Genomic DNA, 20,141 nt, shown 5'->3' with positions numbered 1-20,141 from the left:
ACTGATCCGTCAACCTCGACCGGAAGGTTCTCATGTTCGAACGCCTGATCCAGTTTGCCATCGAGCAGCGCATCATCGTGCTGCTCGCCGTTCTCCTCATGGCCGGCCTCGGCGTCGCCAGTTACCAAAAACTGCCGATCGACGCCGTGCCGGACATCACCAACGTCCAGGTGCAAATCAACACCGGCGCGGCCGGGTTCTCGCCGCTGGAAACCGAGCAGCGCATCACCTTCCCGATTGAAACCGCCATGGCCGGTTTGCCGGCGCTGGAGCAGACCCGTTCGCTGTCGCGTTCGGGGCTGTCGCAGGTCACGGTGATCTTCAAGGACGGCACCGATCTGTTCTTCGCCCGGCAATTGGTCAACGAGCGCTTGCAGATCGCCAGGGAGCAATTGCCCGAGGGCGCGGAAGCGCTGATGGGGCCGATTTCCACCGGGCTCGGGGAGATTTTCCTGTGGACGGTGGAGGCGCAGGACGGTGCGCTGAAGGACGACGGCACCGCCTACACGCCAACCGATTTGCGGGTGATTCAGGACTGGATCATCAAGCCGCAATTGCGCAACGTGCCCGGTGTGGCCGAGATCAACACCATCGGCGGATTCGCCAAGGAATACCAGATCGCCCCCGACCCGAAGCGGCTGGCGGCTTACAAATTGACCCTCACCGATCTGGTCACGGCGCTGGAGCGCAACAACGCCAACGTCGGTGCCGGTTACATCGAGCGCAGCGGCGAGCAGCTGCTGATTCGCGCGCCTGGGCAAGTGGCGAGCACTGACGACATCGCCAATATCGTGATGGCCAATGTCGACGGGACGCCGATCCGGATCAAGAACGTCGCGACGGTAGACATCGGCCGCGAACTGCGTACCGGGGCCGCCACCGAAAACGGTCGCGAAGTGGTGCTGGGCACGGTGTTCATGCTGATCGGCGAAAACAGCCGGACGGTCTCCCAGGCAGTGGCGACCAGGCTTGAGCAGATCAATCGTTCCCTGCCCAAAGGCGTGATCGCGGTGCCGGTGTATGACCGCACGCACCTGGTGGACAAGGCCATCGCCACGGTGAAGAAGAACCTGGTGGAAGGGGCGATTCTGGTCATCGCGATTCTGTTCCTGTTCCTGGGCAACATCCGCGCGGCGTTGATCACCGCGATGGTCATTCCGCTGTCGATGCTGTTCACCTTCACCGGCATGTTCACCAACAAAGTCAGTGCCAACCTGATGAGCCTCGGCGCCCTCGACTTCGGCATCATCGTCGACGGCGCGGTGGTGATCGTCGAAAACACCCTGCGACGGCTGGCCCATGCGCAGCAGCATCACGGGCGTTTGCTGAGCCGTTCCGAGCGTTTCCACGAAGTATTCGCGGCGGCCAAAGAAGCGCGACGGCCGCTGATTTTCGGCCAGTTGATCATCATGGTCGTGTACCTGCCGATCTTCGCCCTGAGCGGTGTCGAAGGAAAAATGTTCCACCCGATGGCCTTTACGGTGGTCATCGCGCTGTTGGGCGCCATGCTGTTGTCGGTGACCTTTGTGCCGGCGGCCATCGCGTTGTTTGTCACCGGCAAGGTCAAGGAAGAAGAGGGCGTGGTCATGCGCGGCGCGCGTCGCGTTTATGCGCCGGCGCTGGCGTGGGTGATGTCCCATCGCGCCATGGCGGTTGGGGCGGCGCTGGCTGTGATTGTGCTCAGCGGCGTGCTTACCAGCCGCATGGGCAGCGAGTTTGTGCCGAGCCTCAGTGAGGGCGATTTTGCCCTGCAAGCCTTGCGCGTGCCGGGCACCAGCCTCACGCAATCGGTGGATATGCAGCAGCGTCTGGAGACCTTGATTCTCAACAAGGTGCCCGAAGTCGAGCGTGTGTTCGCCCGTACCGGCACCGCCGAAATCGCCTCCGACCCGATGCCGCCGAACATCTCCGACAGCTACGTGATGCTCAAGCCGAAGGCGCAGTGGCCGGATCCGGGCAAGTCCCGCGAAACGCTGATGGCCGAACTGCAACAAGCCGCCGCGACGCTGCCGGGCAGCAACTATGAACTGTCGCAGCCGATCCAGTTGCGCTTCAACGAACTGATCTCCGGCGTGCGCAGCGATGTGGCGGTCAAGGTGTTCGGGGATGACATGGACGTGCTCAACGCCACGGCGGCGAAGGTCGCCGCCGCCATGCAGAAGGTCAACGGCGCGTCCGAGGTCAAGGTCGAGCAAACCACCGGCCTGCCGGTGCTGACCATCGACATCGACCGCGACAAGGCGGCGCGTTATGGGCTCAACGTCGGCGACGTGCAAGACACCATTGCGGTGGCAGTCGGCGGGCGTCAGGCCGGGACATTGTATGAAGGCGATCGGCGTTTCGACATGGTGGTGCGCCTGTCCGATGCCATGCGCAAGGACATCGAAGGTTTGTCGGCACTGTTGATTCCGGTGCCGGCGCCCCTGAATGGCGCGGCTGATCAGATTGGCTTCATCGCCCTCAAGGACGTCGCCAGCCTTGATCTGGTGCTCGGGCCGAATCAGGTCAGCCGCGAAAACGGCAAGCGGCTGGTGATCGTCAGCGCCAACGTGCGTGGGCGCGATATTGGCTCCTTCGTTAAAGAGGCCGGCGAGGTGATCGAGCGCGATGTGCAGGTGCCGGCGGGTTACTGGACCGGCTGGGGCGGGCAGTTCGAGCAGTTGCAGTCGGCGGCCAAACGCTTGCAGATCGTGGTGCCGGTGGCCTTGCTGTTGGTGTTCGGCTTGCTGTTCATGATGTTCAACAACCTCAAGGACGGCTTGCTGGTGTTCACCGGGATTCCGTTTGCGTTGACCGGGGGCGTCATGGCGCTGTGGCTGCGGGATATTCCGCTGTCGATCTCGGCGGGCGTTGGTTTCATTGCGCTGTCGGGGGTGGCGGTGCTCAACGGTCTGGTGATGATCGCGTTTATCCGCAATTTGCGGGAGGAGGGGCGTTCGCTCGCTGATGCAATCAATGAGGGTGCGCTCACGCGTCTGCGCCCGGTGTTGATGACGGCGCTGGTGGCGTCCCTGGGCTTCATTCCCATGGCTTTGGCGACCGGCACGGGTGCGGAGGTACAGCGACCGTTGGCGACGGTGGTGATCGGCGGGATTCTGTCTTCGACCATCCTGACGCTGCTGATTTTGCCGGCGCTGTATCAGCTCGCGCACCGAGGTGAAGAGGAGAGGAGTCCCACCTCATAAGCCAATGTTTCAGGCATACCACTATCTGTGGTGAGGGAGCTTGCTCCCGCTGGACTGCGTAGCAGGCCCTTCTTCTGTTGGTGAAGGAGGGGCCGCTTCGCGACCCAGCGGGAGCAAGCTCCCTCGCCACAGGTGCCTTTCAGGTTAAATAACGGATATGTAATTTGCGCGCCACCGTCACGAAAGGTTCGGATTGTTACCTTGATCCCGTTAGTTAATTAAACGAGGAATCAAGCATGAAATTTGTACAACTGAGTGCGTTCGCAGCGGCGTTGGTGATGTCTTCTGTTGTTTTGGCTGAAGGTGGCGGCGACAGAGTCTTTGAGAAAATGATGGCGGCCAATGACCGTTCGGTGGAGGCGTTTGTCGCCAAGGAACAGGCGCGCAACCCCGTCGTGTTGAATGAAAAAAAGGGCGACAAGACCAAAGACTTGTAAGCGTGTCGCACTTGAACTAGCCCGTCATCGAAGGCCGATGGTGGGCTTTTTTTTGAGCCTGGATTTGAAGGTACTGGGTATGAAAGTTTTTAAGTGGGTGGCGTTCGCCGGGGCGCTGGCGATGTCGTTGAATGCGCTGGCAGAAGGCGGCGGTGACCGGACGTTTGAGAGGGCGTTCAGTGCCAACGCCAAAGCCATGGAGCAGTACGCGGCCAACCAGGGTAAACCTGCGCCGGTGGTGAAAGACTACGAATACGGAATGAAACTGGATGTGGTGAAAGTGGTGAGCGTTGTGCGACCGCAAGTTGCTTGTGCCGCGGTGCCCACCGCAATGACCTACGAAGATTCTCAGGGCCAAATCAACACCATCAAATACACCGTGGCTGGCGATTGCCGCCGACAGGGCGGGTGAGGGCACAGAGGGCCTCCAACCTACGTTGAGTATTTCAATTCGGGATGTTTAACAGATATGGCGAAGGTAGGGAGGCTTCCCACAATGTTTTCAGGTTGTCCGTCGGACGTCCGCTCTCTAGCCTGTGTTTGTCGCTGCCAATTCAGTGATCGGAATTGGAACCCCGCGGCTCCACTGAAAGCAAAAGTGCCTTTCATGACGTGCGCACCTTGATGTGTGCACTCCGTTATGGCGGCTGTGCGCGGGAGACTTCGAGTCTGTCGGGTTTTGCTCAGTGGCCCGGGTTCCAACCTGCGTACAGCTGCCTCCTTTTCGCGTGGAACCGAATGGGTCAGCTCTAACCATCACGCTGAATGCCGAAATCATGAAAAAGCCAACACCAAACCCTCCCGAAACAGAAGCCGACCCTGTAGGCGTCGCCGAAGGCTGCTTCTGCAGTGCTCAATTCACGGGCATAAAAAAGGCGCCCCGAAGGACGCCAAAGGATTCACCTCTTACCAAAGGAGCAAGGAGCTTCTAAAGGTGAATTTGCATTAGCCGTGAAGTCAGAGAATCGCCAGCGGATACTCGACAATCACCCGCACTTCATCCAGATCCGACTCAAACGCCGTGGCGCGGGTGGTGGCCTGGCGCAAACGAAGAGACATGTCTTTCAGCGAGCCGCTCTGCACCACGTATTTGACTTCGATGTCGCGCTCCCAGCGCTTCTGGTCAGTCAGTGGGTTGCCGTCGGCATCGCGGCGCATGTACACGGCGTTGGCGTTGGAGTATTCGGCGTCGGTGCCGCGGGCGTAACGAGTCATGAACGACAAACCCGACACGCCATAGCTGCTCATGTCGAGGTCGTAACGCACCATCCAGGAACGTTCCTTGGGCGAGTTGAAGTCGCTGTACTGGATGGAGTTGTCGAGGAAGATCGAGTCGGACTGGCGCAGATAGTCGAAGTCGTCGTTGCCGTTGTTGCGCTGGTGCGATAACGCAACGGAGTGGGCGCCGAGTTTCACCCCGACACGGCCGCTCCAGATGTTGTTGTCGAACTCGCCGAGCAGTTGTTTGCCTTCGTCGACCGCCTTGTAATAGTTCAAGCCACCGAATAGCGACAGGTCATCCGACAGCGGATAAGTCCATGCGGTGCCGGCGTAATACTGATTCCAGGCGTCCTTGAGGCGACTGGAATACAGGCTGAAACTGAGGTTTTTGTTCAGTGCATAGTCGCCACCGAGATAGCCGACCCACGGCGAATTGACTGGACCGGCGTAGAAGGTCGCGAAGTTTTCGCGCATGTCGCTGGACACCGGTTGGCTCATCGCATGCAGGCGACCGCCCTGTACCGACAGACCTTCGATACTGTTGTTGGTGGCCGTGACACCCCGGAAGCTTTCCGGCAACAGTCGGGAGTCGCCTGCCGCAACCACTGGGTTGGCAGGGAACACATCGCCGACCTTCACCACCGTATCGAAGGCGCGCACTTTGGCGGCGCCACCGACCTTGGTGTATTCATCCCGCGCCTGACCATCGCTGTCGACCGGCAACACGTCGAAAGAACTACGGCCACCGTTGCGCCCGTCACCGGTATCGAGTTTCAAGCCGATCATCGCAAACGCGTCGACCCCGAATCCAACGGTGCCTTGGGTAAAGCCGGATTCGAACTTGCTGATGACCGCGTGAGCCCAGGCCTCGGAATAGCCATTGCCGGTGGGACTCGACTGGCCGTCACGGTGATCACGATTGAAGTATAAGTTGCGGTTGAGCACCGTCAGGCTGCTGCCCTCGATAAACCCCTCGGGTTTTTCTTCCGCCAACACCATGGACGGCCCGGAGCCGACAACCACCGCTAAAGCGGCTATCGACATTTTTGTATTGTTAACCATCAATCACTCCTTGGGTTCGGCAGAACGGGAACGTGCTTCGGCGTGGGTTTTATTGTTCGGCGGGCAAGAGCCCGCCGGCATGGTCGCCGGGTGACATCGTTGCAAGCTGCGGATAACGCCAAGGTGATGGGGGAATTACAATTTCGTCATGTGCGTGGAATGACAACCTTGCACGTTCAGGTCAGCGCTGCGAGTTGTTCGATTGTTTGCGGAAAGCGTTCAACCAAGCGGATCAGTGTCGTGGCTTGGGCATTTGGTGTTGCCCGTCCTTGTTCCCAGTTTTCGAGGGTTCGGGTGTTGGTGCGCAGATACATGGCGAACACCGACCGGGAAAGATTGAGCTGTTGACGGATGGCTACCACTTCCTCGGCAGTGATGGGTACCAGTTTCGGCAGCTTGACCTTGTGGGTCCGCAGCGTGACCTTGCCTTGGCGCTCGTCGGCCAAGGCTTCGAGGCCTTCCATCAGTTCGGAAAAAATGTCACGTTTCATAGTGGGTTCTCGTGTTGATTTCTCTATCCAGCGTTTGTCTGAAAAGTTTTTTCTGGGAAGGCGACAGGTCGTCTTGCTCGTTTTTGCTATACACGGTGAACAGCCAGAATTGATCGAAACCTGACCACCAGTAATAAATCACCCTAAGCCCGCTACGCTTGCCTTTACCGCGACGTTGATCGGAAAAGCGGATTTTTCGCAGCCCGCCCGTGCCTTCAATGAGATCGCCCGCTTCGGGGTTTTTCAGCAGCTCCAACTGGAAACTGTGAAACAGATCGTCATCCAGGTAATCGTCTCGGTGTTTCTGAAACGCAGGTAATTCGATAAAAAGAGTATCCATGTTCTGTACGTCACCTGCGTATAGTGTTGTCTTGATAATCGAATAGGTCAAGGCTTCGATGCCATCCTTTTCGTCCTCCGTTTTCAAGGTAGACCCCGGCCGTAAAAACGCCTGTAGGACGAAGCGACCAGTCCGGTGAGACTGTTCGGGTAATGCCGGGGGGAAGGGGCGTTCGCGATTGACTCATCGGATCATCCACAGCACTATCTGCCGATGAATGATCGACGCCGAATGAACATGATGTGTTCCTTTATGACCGCTTCCGGCGGGCCATAAGGTCATACGTGCTTGGTATTTGACGTCTTACCCAAAGCCCCGCCAGAGATGGACGGGGCTTTTTGATTCTCCGTCTGCACATGGCTGATGGAGAGTGAAATGTTCGAAATTAGAAAAGCTACCCAAAGCGATGCCCAGACTGCATTCGACATACGGCGGCTAGCCATCCGACATCAATGCATCGGTGCCTATACCGAGAAGCAAATGCTGACCTGGACATCGGGGGCAGCAGAGGACGGTTACTGTGTGCTCATGGAAAAATATTTCTATCTGGGGTGCGTTCAGGGTGAGCCTGTGGCGACAGGCATGCTGGATCCGGAGAACCGCGAAATCGGCGCAATCTTTATACATCCTGACTTTATGGAACGAGGCCTGGGTAAGCGTATCGTGGGCTTTCTCGAAGATCTGGCGCGGGATCTTGGCCTGGTGGAAGTCCGTCTGGATGCGACTTTGAATGCCGCCGACTTTTATCGACGCTGTGGTTACATTGGGGAGGAGCCCGCGGTTTACCATTCCCCCTCCGGTCTTCAACTGGCCTGCGTTCCTATGGTGAAGAAACTGTGATGGCTTCGGGGCCGACCTGAGTAGCACTGCATAATTTGGCGCCTGAAAGCTCCAATCTAAAAACGCAAAAACGGCACTCGAAACGTGGGGCAAGGGCCACCAATGTCTAGGTTTTCGAGACGCCTCATTCTTGAGCGCCTTCAAAAGCATCGAGCATGTCGTCAGGCAGTGAGGTGTCAAAGTCTTCCGGAAGCACCAGTTTGCCTTTCATCGCTCCGATCCGCTGACCTCTGGGTTTGCCTACAGGAACCAGACGCGCAAGAGCCCGACCATGTTTGGCAATTGTGATGATCTGTCCGGCTGCTGCATCATCGACGAGTTTGGGCAGATTGTTTTTTGCTTCGGCCAACGGAACGACAATGTCACGGTTCATTGTTATTTCTCGCGTTGATTTATCGATCCAGCCAGTCATTCAAGATAGAGCCAATTGCGCAGTGTTGGATGTAGGACGAAACGGACATTCCCGCGCGAGGTTTCGGGGATTGCAGAAGGAGGGGAGGGCAGCGGTAACAAATCCCACAAACGCAAAAACGGCACCCGAAGGTGCCGTTTCTGTTTTCTACCGAGTATCGCTTAAGCGATCAACCCGCCAACCCCGACTGTTGAACCAGGTTCAGCAGCGGTTGTGGGTACAGGCCGAGGAAGAACGCCAGTACGGCGATCGCCAGCAGCATCACGCCGCCTGCACGTTGTTCCCAGTGCAGTTGCGCATCGTGGCGACGCAGGTTCGGTTCCATCAGGTACAGGGTGACCATCACACGCAGGTAGTAGAAGACGCCGATGGCGCTGCCCAGTACCAGGGAGCCGACCAGCCACCATTGGTGCGATTCGACGCCGGTGGCGATGATGTAGAACTTGCCGATGAAGCCCGCGGTCAGCGGGATACCGGCCAGGGACAGCATCATCACGGTCAGGACGGCGGTCAGGTACGGACGGCGCCAGAACAGGCCACGGTATTCGTACAGGGCATCCGCGTCACGGCCGCTGTACGGCGAGGACATCAGGGTGATCACACCGAACGCGCCGAGGCTGGTGATCACGTAGGTGACCAGGTACACGCCGATGGCTTCCACGGCCAGGCCCTTGCTCGCCACCAGGGCGATCAGCAGGTAACCGAAGTGTGCGATGGACGAGTAACCCAGCAGACGCTTGAGGTTGCTCTGGGTCAGTGCCAGCAGGTTACCGAACAGGATCGACGCGATGGCGATGACGGTCAGCACGTTGCTCAGCACGCCACTGCTCGCCGCTGGCGAGATCTGGAACAGACGCACCATCACCGCGAACACAGCCACTTTGGAGGCCGTGGCCAGGAACGCTGCCACCGGTGCCGGAGCCCCTTCGTAAACGTCCGGGGTCCAGAGGTGGAACGGTACCAGCGACAGTTTGAACGCCAGGCCGATCAGCATCATGCCCAGGCCCAGTTGCGCGATCGGGCTAGGCAGGCCGGTGGCCGCCAGGGCCTGACCGATGCCGTTGAAGCTCAGGCTGCCGGCTTCGGCGTAGAGCAGGGCCATGCCGAACAACAGGAACGCGGAACCGGCGGCCGACAGCACCATGTACTTGATACCGGCTTCCAGCGAACGCTTGTTGAAGAAGGCGTAAGCCACCAGACCGTAGACCGGTACCGAGAGCAGTTCCAGACCGACGAACAAACCGGCCAGGTGCTGCGCGCTGACCAACACCAGGCCACCGGCGGCGGACATCAGGATCAGCAGGTAAAGTTCTTCACGGTTGCCCGGGTAGCCCGTACCGCCATCGCCCAGGTAGGCGTGGGCTAGGGTCACACAGGCGAGGGTGGCGACCAGGATCAGCGCCATGTACAGGCAAGCGAAGGTGTCGATCTGCAGCAACGGGGTCACGGCCAATGGCGCGACTTTCAGGGCTGGCAGGATCGACAGCAAGGCCAGGTTAAGACCTGCCACCGACAGCAGGAAGGTTTGCGAGTGGTTGCGGCGCCACGCGATAGCCAGCATCACCACGATGATCGTGGCGCTGGTGATCAACAACGGCGCAAGCGCGATAAAGTGTTGAGTCGTGAATTCCATAGCGCTCTTACCGGGCCGAAGCGAGTTGAGTGAAGGCGGAGCCGAGCCACTGCTGCACGCCATGCATCGTCGCGGCAGAGGTATCGAGGAACGGTTGCGGGTACACGCCGATGTAAAGCAGCAGTGCCGCAAGCCCAACCACCATGATCAGTTCGCGACCGTCCATGCCATGCAGCACCGCGTCGGATTTCGACGGGCCGAAGTAGGCGCGGTGGATCATGATCAGCGAGTAGACCGAACCGAATACCAGGCCGGACGTGGCGATCACGGTGACCCATGGCGCGCTGGCGAAGGTGCCGATCAGGATCAGGAACTCACCGACGAAGTTACCGGTCGCCGGCAGGCCCAGCGACGCCGCTGCGAAGAACAGGCTTAGGGCTGGCAGGTAGGCAATCTTCGACCACAGGCCACCCATCTCGCGCATATCGCGGGTGTGGGTGCGCTCGTACAGCTGACCGGAGAGGATAAAGAGTGCCGCGGCCGACAGACCGTGAGCCAGCATCTGCATGACCGCGCCCTGCAGTGCCAGTTGGCTGCCGGAGTAGATGCCGATCAACACGAAGCCCATGTGGGAAACGGACGAGAAGGCAATCAGACGCTTGATGTCGGTTTGCGCAAAGGCCAGGAACGCACCGTAGAAGATCCCGATCAGACCCAGGGTCATGGCGAACGGCGCGAACTCGGCCGAGGCATTCGGGAACAGCGGCAGGGCGAAACGCAGCAGGCCGTATGCAGCAGTCTTCAGCAAGATACCGGCCAAGTCGACGGAACCCGCGGTTGGTGCCTGGGCGTGAGCGTCAGGCAACCAGGAGTGGAACGGTACGACGGGCAGCTTGACCGCAAAGGCGATGAAGAAGCCGAGCATCAGGATGTACTCGGTGGTCTGCGACATCTTGGTTTTCAACAGATCGGCGTAGTTGAAGGTAATCACGCCGGTGTCGTTGAAGTTGACCAGTACCAGGCCCAGGATCGCCACCAACATGATCAGGCCGGAAGCCTGAGTGAAGATGAAGAACTTGGTCGCCGCGTAGATCCGGGTTTTCTTGCCGTCCGAAGAACTGTGACCCCAGAGCGCGATGAGGAAGTACATCGGCACCAGCATCATTTCCCAGAAGAAGAAGAACATGAACAGGTCGAGGGCGAGGAACACGCCAACGACACCGCCCAGGATCCACATCAGGTTCAGGTGGAAGAAGCCCACATGACGCTGAATCTCTTTCCAGGAGCAGAGTACCGAGAGGACACCCAGCAGGCCGGTCAGCAGGATCATCAACAGCGACAGGCCGTCGAGGGCCAGGTGCACGTTGATGCCGAAGCGCTGGATCCAGACGTGTTTGAACTCAAGCGCCCAGGTCGGATCGGCGCCAGGTTTTGGTGCAAATGAATAGTCACCGTTGGCCCACAGCCAGAGGCCGAGGGAGAGCAGCAGGGACATGGTGATCAGCGCAATCCAGCGGGGGAGGGTGGCGCCGAAGCGCTCACCCATCCAGCACAGCAGGCCGCCGATGAAGGGGATCAGGATTAGCCATGGCAGAATCATGACGGGCTCGTTTCCTTTCGCAAGTTCGCAAGGTTCATAGTCAGACCGCTACCAGCACGACGGCGCCGATTACCAGCACGGCACCAGCAGCCATCGAGGCGGCATACCAACGCAATTGACCGGTCTCGGTGCGGCTCAGGGCGGTGTGACCGCCTTTGGCCATACGCGGGATCAGACCGATGGTCTGGTCGAGCGGGTCTTTGCGCAGAATGTGGCTGATCGCAAGGTATGGCTTGACGAACAGTTTGTCGTAGATCCAGTCGAAGCCCCAGGCAGCGAACCACCAGGCCGAAAGGAAGCGGCCGATGCCGCTGTTGGCGATAGCCGTGACGAAGCGACGCTTGCCGAGGAACAGCAGCGCGGCCAGCAGGATACCGGACAGGGCAATGGCGCCCGAAGCGATTTCCAGGCTGTGCTTGGCTTCGCCGCCGGCATGGCCGACGCTTTCCGGCAACACACCGTGCAGCGGTGGAACGATCATCGCGCCGACGAACGTCGACAGTACGATCAGCACCGACAGCGGCAGCCAGTGAGCAATGCCGTGACCGGCATGGGCTTCGGTCTTCGCTTCACCGTGGAACGTGATGAAGATCAGGCGGAAGGTGTACAGCGAGGTCATGAAGGCACCGACCAGACCGGCATACAGCAGGCCTTCGTTACCGCTGGCGAACGCTTCCCAGAGGATTTCATCCTTGGAGTAGAAGCCCGCGGTCACCAGAGGCAAGGCCGCCAGGGCCGCGCCGCCGACGATGAAGCTGGCGTAGGCCAGTGGCAGTTTCTTCCACAGGCCGCCCATCTTGAAGATGTTCTGCTCGTGGTGGCAGGCAACGATCACCGCACCGGATGCAAGGAACAGCAGCGCCTTGAAGAAGGCGTGGGTCATCAGGTGGAAGATCGCGCCATCCCATGCACCGACGCCCAGGGCCAGGAACATGTAGCCGATCTGGCTCATGGTCGAGTAGGCGAGGATACGTTTGATGTCGGTCTGAACCAGTGCGGCAAAACCTGCCAGCACCAGCGTCACGCCACCCACGACACCTACCAGGTGCAGGATATCCGGCGCCAGTGCGAACAGGCCGTGGGTACGGGCGATCAGGTAGACACCGGCGGTTACCATGGTCGCGGCGTGGATCAGTGCCGAAACCGGAGTAGGGCCGGCCATCGCATCCGCCAGCCAGGTTTGCAGCGGCAGTTGCGCGGATTTACCGACAGCGCCGCCCAGCAGCATCAGGGTCGCCAGAACGATCCAGAAGTCGCCGGCCTTGAAGTGCTCAGGCGCCTTGACCAGCAGTTCCTGGATATTCAGCGTGCCCAGTTGCTGGAACAGGATGAACAGGCCGATGGCCATGAACACGTCGCCGACGCGGGTCACGATGAAGGCTTTGAGTGCCGCGTTACCGTTGTTGCGGTTGCTGTAGTAGAAACCGATCAACAGGTACGAGCACAGGCCCACGCCTTCCCAGCCGAAGTACACGAACAGCAGGTTATCGGCCAGGACCAGGAACAGCATGCTGGCGATAAACAGGTTGGTGTAGGCGAAGAAGCGCGAGTAACCGGCTTCACCGCGCATGTACCAGGACGCGAACAGGTGGATCAGGAAGCCCACGCCCACCACCACACCGAGCATGGTCACGGACAGACCATCCAGGTACAGGGCGAAGTTCGGCGTGAAGCCTTCCACCGCCATCCATTGCCACAGCACCAGGGTGTAGTGGCCACCCTCCGGCGGTGCAACGTTGAATTGCCAGATCACATAAGCCGCGACGATCGCCGACAAGCCGATGGAGCCGACGCCGATCAGCGCCGAGAGGTTTTCCGAGAGGCGTCCCCGGGAGAACGCCAGCAGCACAAAACCGATCAGGGGGAACAGGAAAGTCAGATAGAGAAGGTTCATCCGCGCATCTCGCTGGCAGCGTCGATATCGAGAGTGTGGAAGCGGCGATACAGCTGCAACAGAATCGCCAGGCCGATACTGGCCTCGGCGGCTGCCAGGCTGATCACCAGGATGAACATGATCTGTCCATCCGGCTGCGCCCAGCGGCTACCGGCAACGATGAACGCCAGTGCGGAGGCATTCATCATGACCTCCAGGCTCATCAGCACGAAGAGAATGTTGCGCCGGACCATCAGGCCGACCAGACCGAGGCAGAACAGGATGCCGGCGACCGCCAGACCATGCTCCAAAGGGATAGCAGGCATCGTCATTGCTCCTTGGCTTCGTTGCGGCCCAAGTGGAACGCCGTGACGGCTGCGGCGAGCAGCAGCATCGAGGCGAGTTCGACCACCAGCAGATAAGGACCGAACAGGCTGATGCCCACGGCCTTGGCGTCTACGGTGGTGTGGCCGAGGGCCTGGCCGCTGGAGTGGCTGAACAGCACATACAGCAGTTCAGCCAGCAGCAGGCCGCCGAGTACGACCGGGCCCAGCCAGATACCGGGCTTGAGCCAGACGCGCTCTTGCTGAACCGAGGCCGGGCCCAGGTTCAGCATCATCACCACGAACACGAACAGCACCATGATGGCGCCGGCGTAGGCGATCACTTCCAGTACACCGGCAAACGGTGCGCCAAGGGCGAAGAACGTCATGGCCACGGCGATCAGCGAAATGATCAGGTAGAGCAGGGCGTGCACGGGGTTGGTGTTGGTGATCACGCGAAGCGTGGACACAACAGCGATACCCGATGCGAAATAGAAAGCGAATTCCATCGTTCTTCCTTAAGGCAGCAAGCTCTTCACGTTGATCGGCTCGGCTTCATTCTGCGCGGCGCCTTTTGGCTTACCGGCAATCGCCATACCTGCAACACGATAGAAGTTGTAGTCAGGGTTTTTACCGGGACCGGAGATCAGCAGATCTTCTTTCTCGTAAACCAGGTCCTGCCGCTTGAACTCGGCCATTTCGAAATCCGGTGTCAGCTGGATCGCGGTGGTCGGGCAGGCTTCCTCGCAGAGGCCACAGAAAATGCAGCGCGAGAAGTTGATGCGGAAGAAGTCCGGGTACCAGCGACCGTCTTCGGTTTCAGCTTTCTGCAGCGAGATGCAACCCACCGGGCACGCCACGGCGCACAGGTTGCAGGCTACACAACGCTCTTCGCCGTCGGGGTCGCGGGTCAGGACGATACGGCCACGGAAACGCGGCGGCAGGTACACGGGTTCTTCCGGGTACTGCAGCGTGTCGCGCTTGCGGAAGGCGTGGCCGAAGATCATCACCAGGCTGCGAAGCTGGGTGAAGAAGCCATGCACGATGTCAAAAATGTACTTCATGATTCTCTATCCTCACTGAGCCGCGACGGCGGGCGTGTTGAGCAACACGATCGCAGCGGTCACCAGCATGTTGACGAGGGTCAGCGGCAGGCAGAACTTCCAGCTGAAGTCCATCACTTGGTCATACCGTGGGCGCGGAATCGAGGCGCGCAGCAGGATGAAGAACATGATGAAGAACGCGGTTTTCAGTGCGAACCAGATGAACGGGATCTGCGGCAGGAGGCCGAACGGGCCGTGCCAGCCACCGAAGAACAGCGTGACCAGCAGCGCCGAGATCAACACGATGCCGATGTACTCACCCACGAAGAACATGCCCCATTTCATGCCGGCGTATTCAATGTGGTAACCGTCGGCCAGTTCCTGTTCCGCTTCCGGCTGGTCGAACGGGTGACGGTGAGTCACGGCGACGCCAGCGATGAAGAAGGTCAGGAAACCAAAGATCTGCGGAATGATGAACCACATGTTCTGCGCTTGGTATTCAACGATGTCGCGCATGTTGAACGAGCCAACCTGGATCACGATGCCCATCAGCGACAGGCCCATGAACACTTCGTACGACACGGTTTGTGCCGAGGCCCGCAAGCTGCCCAACAGGGCGAACTTGTTGTTACTCGACCAGCCGGCGAACAGCACCGCGTAGACCGAAAGACCCGCCATGGCGAAGAAGAACAGGATGCCGATGTTGATATCCGCCACGCCCCAGGTCGGGGTGATCGGGATGATCGCGAAGGCAATCAGCAAGGCGCTCATGGCCACGACCGGTGCCAGGGTGAAGATCACTTTGTCGGCGAACGGCGGAGTCCAGTCTTCCTTGAAGAACATCTTGATCATGTCGGCCGCAATCTGGAACGCGCCGAACGGGCCGACGCGGTTCGGACCGTAACGGTCCTGCCAGAGGGCGAGCAAACGACGCTCGACCCAGCTCAGCAGCGCGCCGCAAACCACTACGGCGAGCAGAATCACGATGGCCTTGAGGACCGCGATGATTACGTCGATCACTTCAGGAGTGAACCAGGTCATAGCGCTGCCTCCTGCAGACCGTCAACGGATTTGCCAAAGATGGCTGGTGGAATGCCGGCGATACCTGCAGGCAATGCGACCAGACCTGCACCCAGCTCTTCGTTGATGCGTAGCGGCAGACGCAAAGTCTGGCCAGCAACGTTCAAGCTCAGCAGGGCACCGTCATTGACACCCAGGCGATCGGCTTCGGACTTGGCCAGCGACACGTAGGCGGCCGGAATGCGTTCCTGCACCGGTGCGGCTTTGGAAGAGTTTTCTTCGCTACCGAACAGGTGGAAGAACGGTACGACCTGCCAGGTGCCTGGCGCCGGGTTGAACGCGCGCGGAACACTGGCGAACCAGTTCAGCGAATCACCGGTGCTTTCGATCAGGCGAGTGCCCGGGTCGCCAGCGCGCAGGTGACCACCGACTTCGTCCTGGAACTTGTTCCAGGCTTGCGGCGAGTTCCAGCCCGGAGACCAGGCGAAAGGTACTTGCTGACGCGGTTCGGCGGAGCCCGAGTAACCTTCCATGGAGAACGAGAACGCGGTGTCGTTATCCTGGGAAGTACGCGGTTCGTGCACGCTGATGTCGGCGCGCATGGCGGTACGACCGGAGTAACGCAGTGGTTCGCGCGCCAGTTTCAGGCCTTTGATCCGGAATGCGGCGGACGGTGCGGCATCGACGATACGCGCCAGTTGCGGCGTGCTTGCAGCAACGGCAGCGGTGACGTGGTCCAGTTGGGTCCAGTCGATCGGCTGGTTCAGCAGGGTCGAACGCAGGGCGTGCAGCCAGCGCCAGCCTTCGTGAACCAGAATGCTCGCGTCGAGGTAAGTCGGGTCGAAGACCTGGAAGAAGCGCTGGGCGCGGCCTTCCTGGCTGACCAGCGTACCGTCGCCTTCAGCGAAGCTGGCCGCTGGCAGTACCAGGTGCGCGCGATCGCTGGTGGCGGTCTTCTGATGGTCCGCCACGATCACCACTTTCGCGGCGTTCAGGGCCGCATCGACCTTGGATTTGTCGGTGCGGGTGTACAGGTCGTTTTCCAGCACGACGATGGCGTCGGCACGGCCGTCGATTACCGCTTGCAGCGCTTCGTCGACCGAGTTGCCGCCGAGCATGGCCAGGCCGAGGCTGTTGGCCTCCGGCACGATCAGGCTGATGGAACCGTTCTTCTCGCGCAGCTTCAGGGCTTTGGCGATGTTTGCCGCCGCTTCGATCAGCGCCTTGGAACCCAGCGAGGTACCGGCAATGATCAGCGGACGCTTGGCTGCAAGCAGGGCGTCGGCAATGCGCTTGGCCAGCGCCAGAGCTTCGGCGTCCAGACCTTCAACGGCCGGTGCGCTGGCGTCGAGGGCGTGAGCCACGGCGAAACCGATGCGGGCCAGGTCGTCTGGTGCGGCGTGAACGCATTCTTCAGCGATGTCGTCGAGCTTGGTTTCAGCCAGGCTGGCGATGAACAGCGGGTTCAGCTCGTGCTGGCCGATGTTCTTCACCGCGGCGTCGAGCCATGGCTGAACGCGCATGGCGTCGGCCATGTCTTCGGCCTTGCCCTTGACCGATTGACGCAGGGCCAGGGCCATGCGCGCAGCGGTCTGGGTCAGGTCTTCGCCGAGGACGAAAATCGCATCGTGGTCTTCGACGTCGCGCATGTTCGGGATCGGCAGCGGGCTGTCTTTGAGCACCTGCATGACCAGACGAATGCGTTCCAGCTCGGAGGCTTCGATACCGGAGTAGAAGTGCTCGGCGCCGACCAGTTCGAGCAGCGCGTAGTTGCTTTCGAGGCTGGCGCGTGGCGAACCGATACCGACGATGTTGCGACCGCGCAGCAGGTCGGCGGCTTTATCCAGTGCTTCGTCCAGGCTCAGTTTCGCGCCGTTGGCCAGCTGTGGCTGACGTGGGCGATCCTTGCGGTTGACATAGCCATAGCCAAAACGGCCACGGTCGCACAGGAAGTACTGGTTCACCGAACCGTTGAAGCGGTTTTCGATGCGGCGCAGTTCGCCGTAACGCTCGCCCGGGGAGATGTTGCAACCGCTGGAGCAGCCATGGCAGATGCTCGGCGAGAACTGCATGTCCCATTTGCGGTTGTAGCGTTCGGAGTGAGTCTTGTCGGTGAACACACCGGTCGGGCAGACCTCGGTGAGGTTGCCGGAGAACTCGCTTTCCAGGGTGCCGTCTTCAACGCGACCGAAGTACACGTTGTCGTGGGCGCCAAACACACCGAGATCGGTGCCGCCGGCGTAGTCCTTATAGAAGCGCACGCAGCGATAGCAGGCGATGCAGCGGTTCATTTCGTGGGAAATGAACGGGCCCAGTTGCTGGTTCTGGTGGGTACGCTTGGTGAAGCGATAACGGCGCTCGTTGTGGCCGGTCATCACCGTCATGTCTTGCAGGTGGCAGTGACCGCCTTCCTCACAGACCGGGCAGTCGTGAGGGTGGTTGGTCATCAGCCATTCAACGACGCTGGCGCGAAACACTTTCGCTTCTTCGTCGTCGATGGAGATCCAGCTGCCGTCGGTGGCGGGGGTCATGCAGGACATGACGATCCGACCACGCTTGTCGTTCTCGTCGGTGTACTGCTTGACCGCGCACTGGCGGCAAGCGCCAACGCTGCCAAGGGCTGGGTGCCAGCAGAAATAAGGGATATCGAGGCCTAGCGACAGACATGCCTGTAACAGGTTGTCTGCCCCATCGACTTCGAGCTCTTTGCCGTCTACGTGGATAGTGGCCATGGTTCAAAGTTCTTCGTTGGCCCGGTGTCAGCGGGCGTGGCTAATGGAATCTTGTTATCCGTCCAAATCCAAACAGCCTCGAAAGGCGTCATCGGACGAAAGGCGAACGGCACGGACCGTTCGCCTTTTTTAAAGCGTTAAGCGCCGACTACGATCGGCTTTGCCAGAGGCGGGACGACGGCGCGGGTAGGCGCGATGCCGGCTTCGAACTCTGGACGGAAGTATTTGATGGCACTGCCCAACGGCTCCACGGCACCCGGTGCGTGAGCACAGAAGGTCTTGCCTGGGCCGAGGAAACCGACCAGACCCAGCAGGGTCTCGATATCGCCGGCTTGCCCTTCACCGTTCTCGATCGCGCGCAGCAGCTTGACGCTCCACGGCAGACCGTCACGGCATGGGGTGCAGAAACCACACGATTCACGGGCGAAGAACTCTTCCATGTTGCGCAGCAGGGACACCATGTTGACGCTGTCGTCCACCGCCATGGCCAGGCCGGTACCCATACGGGTGCCCACTTTGGCGATGCCGCCGGCGTACATTTGTGCGTCCAGGTGTTCCGGCAACAGGAAACCGGTACCGGCGCCGCCTGGCTGCCAGCACTTGAGCTTGTAACCGTCGCGCATGCCACCGGCGTAGTCTTCGAACAGCTCGCGACCGGTAACGCCGAACGGCAATTCCCACAGGCCCGGATTCTTGACCTTGCCGGAGAAGCCCATGAGCTTGGTGCCCATGTCTTCGCTGCCTTCGCGGGCCAACGATTTGTACCAGTCCACGCCGTCGGCAATGATTGCCGGCACGTTGCACAGGGTTTCAACGTTGTTCACGCAAGTCGGCTTGCCCCACACGCCCACGGCGGCAGGGAAGGGCGGCTTGGAGCGCGGGTTGGCGCGGCGGCCTTCGAGGGAGTTGATCAGTGCGGTTTCTTCACCGCAGATGTAACGCCCGGCGCCGGTGTGGACGAACAGCTCGAAATCGAAGCCGCTGCCCAAAATGTTTTTACCCAACAGCCCCGCTGCCTTGGCTTCTTCCACGGCACGGTTGAGGTGCTTGGCAGCGGTGGTGTACTCGCCACGCAGGAAGATGTAGCCACGGTAGGTTTTCAGCGCGCGAGCACTGATCAGCATGCCTTCGATCAGCAGATGGGGCAGTTGCTCCATCAGCATGCGGTCTTTCCAGGTGTTCGGCTCCATTTCATCCGCGTTGCACAGCAGGTAGCGGATGTTGATGGATTCGTCCTTGGGCATCAGGCCCCACTTCACGCCAGTGGGGAAGCCTGCACCGCCGCGACCCTTGAGGCCGGAGTCTTTCACGGTCTGGACGATGTCGTCCTGGGCCATGTCGGCGAAGGCCTTGCGTGCAGCGGCGTAACCGTTCTTGGCCTGGTACTCGTCGAGCCATACGGCTTCGCCGTCGTCACGCAGGCGCCAGGTGAGCGGGTGAGTCTCGGCCGAACGCTTGATGCGGTTGGCTGGACCGAAGGAAGTCAGGGTCATACGTAGCCCTCGAGCAATTTGGCAACGCCGGCAGGCTGCACATCACCGAATGTGTCGTCGTCGATCATCAACGCCGGCGCCTTGTCACAGTTGCCGAGGCAGCAGACCGGCAGCAGGGTGAAGCGACCGTCGGCGGTGGTCTGGCCCAGGCCGATGCCCAGCTTGCTCTGGATTTCGCTGACCACCGATTCATGGCCGCCGATGTAGCAGACCATGCTGTCGCAGACGCGGATGATGTGACGGCCGACTGGCTGACGGAAGATCTGGCTGTAGAAAGTAGCCACCCCTTCAACGTCGCTGGCCGGGATGCCGAGGATTTCGCCGATGGCGTAGAGCGCGCCGTCAGGCACCCAACCACGTTCCTTCTGGACGATCTTCAGGGCTTCGATCGACGCCGCGCGCGGGTCTTCGTAGTGATGCAGCTCGTGCTCGATGGCCGAGCGCTCGGTTTCGCTGAGGGCGAAACGGTCTGTCAGGATAAGCGTGCTGTTCATGC

18 protein-coding genes are annotated in these 20,141 nt (G+C 60.1%); 4 read left to right on the top strand and 14 right to left on the bottom strand.

The window, feature by feature from the left end; genetic code table 11:
- Window positions 1-32 precede the first annotated feature (32 nt).
- The 3 genes from AC1DQM_RS12750 to AC1DQM_RS12740 all read left to right on the top strand — a co-directional run bounded on the left by AC1DQM_RS12750 (window position 33) and on the right by AC1DQM_RS12740 (window position 4,034).
- Entirely contained in the window at window positions 33-3,185 is a 3,153-nt protein-coding gene (locus AC1DQM_RS12750) for a CusA/CzcA family heavy metal efflux RND transporter (protein ID WP_477746279.1), read from the top strand.
- 236 nt (window positions 3,186-3,421) lie between these two features.
- Window positions 3,422-3,622, top strand: a complete 201-nt coding sequence (locus AC1DQM_RS12745) for a co-regulatory protein PtrA N-terminal domain-containing protein (RefSeq protein ID WP_477746278.1) — start codon at window positions 3,422-3,424, stop codon at window positions 3,620-3,622.
- A 79-nt stretch (window positions 3,623-3,701) separates the two neighbouring features.
- On the top strand, window positions 3,702-4,034 hold the full coding sequence (locus AC1DQM_RS12740; RefSeq protein WP_477746277.1) for a DUF2790 domain-containing protein: 333 nt from the start codon (window positions 3,702-3,704) through the stop codon (window positions 4,032-4,034).
- Window positions 4,035-4,579: 545 nt separating this feature from the next.
- Here the strand turns inward: AC1DQM_RS12740 and AC1DQM_RS12735 are convergent.
- From AC1DQM_RS12735 to AC1DQM_RS12725, 3 genes are all read right to left on the bottom strand, one after another.
- Complete coding sequence (locus tag AC1DQM_RS12735; protein WP_477746276.1) at window positions 4,580-5,905, bottom strand: OprD family porin; 1,326 nt, start codon at window positions 5,903-5,905, stop codon at window positions 4,580-4,582.
- A gap of 176 nt (window positions 5,906-6,081) precedes the next feature.
- Window positions 6,082-6,396, bottom strand: coding sequence for a helix-turn-helix domain-containing protein (locus AC1DQM_RS12730; protein ID WP_007940887.1), 315 nt, complete (start codon window positions 6,394-6,396; stop codon window positions 6,082-6,084).
- Window positions 6,386-6,736, bottom strand: a complete 351-nt coding sequence (locus AC1DQM_RS12725; RefSeq protein ID WP_477746457.1) for a toxin — start codon at window positions 6,734-6,736, stop codon at window positions 6,386-6,388. The genes AC1DQM_RS12730 and AC1DQM_RS12725 overlap by 11 nt, the downstream gene beginning before the upstream one ends.
- 375 nt (window positions 6,737-7,111) lie before the next feature.
- On the opposite strand from AC1DQM_RS12725, the gene AC1DQM_RS12720 reads away from it, so the two are divergent.
- Complete coding sequence (locus AC1DQM_RS12720) at window positions 7,112-7,576, top strand: GNAT family N-acetyltransferase (protein ID WP_258612365.1); 465 nt, start codon at window positions 7,112-7,114, stop codon at window positions 7,574-7,576.
- Window positions 7,577-7,700: 124 nt separating this feature from the next.
- Here AC1DQM_RS12720 and AC1DQM_RS12715 read toward each other — a convergent pair whose 3' ends face one another.
- The 11 genes from AC1DQM_RS12715 to nuoE all read right to left on the bottom strand — a co-directional run bounded on the left by AC1DQM_RS12715 (window position 7,701) and on the right by nuoE (window position 20,139).
- The gene (locus AC1DQM_RS12715) at window positions 7,701-7,949 is read right to left on the bottom strand and encodes a type II toxin-antitoxin system Phd/YefM family antitoxin (RefSeq protein ID WP_064618793.1); all 249 of its coding nucleotides are present in this window, start codon (window positions 7,947-7,949) and stop codon (window positions 7,701-7,703) included.
- Window positions 7,950-8,157: 208 nt separating this feature from the next.
- On the bottom strand, window positions 8,158-9,621 hold the full coding sequence (nuoN, locus tag AC1DQM_RS12710) for an NADH-quinone oxidoreductase subunit NuoN (RefSeq protein WP_018925505.1): 1,464 nt from the start codon (window positions 9,619-9,621) through the stop codon (window positions 8,158-8,160).
- A gap of 7 nt (window positions 9,622-9,628) precedes the next feature.
- The gene (nuoM, locus tag AC1DQM_RS12705) at window positions 9,629-11,161 is read right to left on the bottom strand and encodes an NADH-quinone oxidoreductase subunit M (protein ID WP_018925506.1); all 1,533 of its coding nucleotides are present in this window, start codon (window positions 11,159-11,161) and stop codon (window positions 9,629-9,631) included.
- A 40-nt stretch (window positions 11,162-11,201) separates the two neighbouring features.
- Complete coding sequence (nuoL, locus tag AC1DQM_RS12700) at window positions 11,202-13,055, bottom strand: NADH-quinone oxidoreductase subunit L (protein ID WP_018925507.1); 1,854 nt, start codon at window positions 13,053-13,055, stop codon at window positions 11,202-11,204.
- Window positions 13,052-13,360, bottom strand: a complete 309-nt coding sequence (gene nuoK, locus AC1DQM_RS12695) for an NADH-quinone oxidoreductase subunit NuoK (protein WP_007940879.1) — start codon at window positions 13,358-13,360, stop codon at window positions 13,052-13,054. The genes nuoL and nuoK overlap by 4 nt, the downstream gene beginning before the upstream one ends.
- Window positions 13,361-13,362: 2 nt before the next feature.
- Complete coding sequence (nuoJ, locus tag AC1DQM_RS12690) at window positions 13,363-13,866, bottom strand: NADH-quinone oxidoreductase subunit J (protein ID WP_018925508.1); 504 nt, start codon at window positions 13,864-13,866, stop codon at window positions 13,363-13,365.
- Between the two features lie 9 nt (window positions 13,867-13,875).
- Window positions 13,876-14,421, bottom strand: a complete 546-nt coding sequence (nuoI, locus tag AC1DQM_RS12685) for an NADH-quinone oxidoreductase subunit NuoI (RefSeq protein ID WP_007940875.1) — start codon at window positions 14,419-14,421, stop codon at window positions 13,876-13,878.
- A gap of 12 nt (window positions 14,422-14,433) precedes the next feature.
- Window positions 14,434-15,441, bottom strand: a complete 1,008-nt coding sequence (gene nuoH, locus AC1DQM_RS12680) for an NADH-quinone oxidoreductase subunit NuoH (RefSeq protein WP_018925509.1) — start codon at window positions 15,439-15,441, stop codon at window positions 14,434-14,436.
- On the bottom strand, window positions 15,438-18,152 hold the full coding sequence (nuoG, locus tag AC1DQM_RS12675) for an NADH-quinone oxidoreductase subunit NuoG (protein ID WP_477746275.1): 2,715 nt from the start codon (window positions 18,150-18,152) through the stop codon (window positions 15,438-15,440). The genes nuoH and nuoG overlap by 4 nt, the downstream gene beginning before the upstream one ends.
- 137 nt (window positions 18,153-18,289) lie before the next feature.
- Window positions 18,290-19,645 (bottom strand): NADH-quinone oxidoreductase subunit NuoF, encoded by a 1,356-nt coding sequence (nuoF, locus tag AC1DQM_RS12670; protein ID WP_018925511.1) that lies wholly within the window; start codon window positions 19,643-19,645, stop codon window positions 18,290-18,292.
- Window positions 19,642-20,139 (bottom strand): NADH-quinone oxidoreductase subunit NuoE, encoded by a 498-nt coding sequence (nuoE, locus tag AC1DQM_RS12665; protein WP_007905058.1) that lies wholly within the window; start codon window positions 20,137-20,139, stop codon window positions 19,642-19,644. Before nuoE ends, nuoF begins: the two co-directional genes overlap by 4 nt.
- Window positions 20,140-20,141: the final 2 nt, after the last annotated feature.

The sequence above is a fragment of the Pseudomonas sp. 01L34 genome (assembly GCF_056400265.1).
Note: the sequence above shows the minus strand (reverse complement) of the source record. Positions and strands in the feature narration are given on the sequence as shown.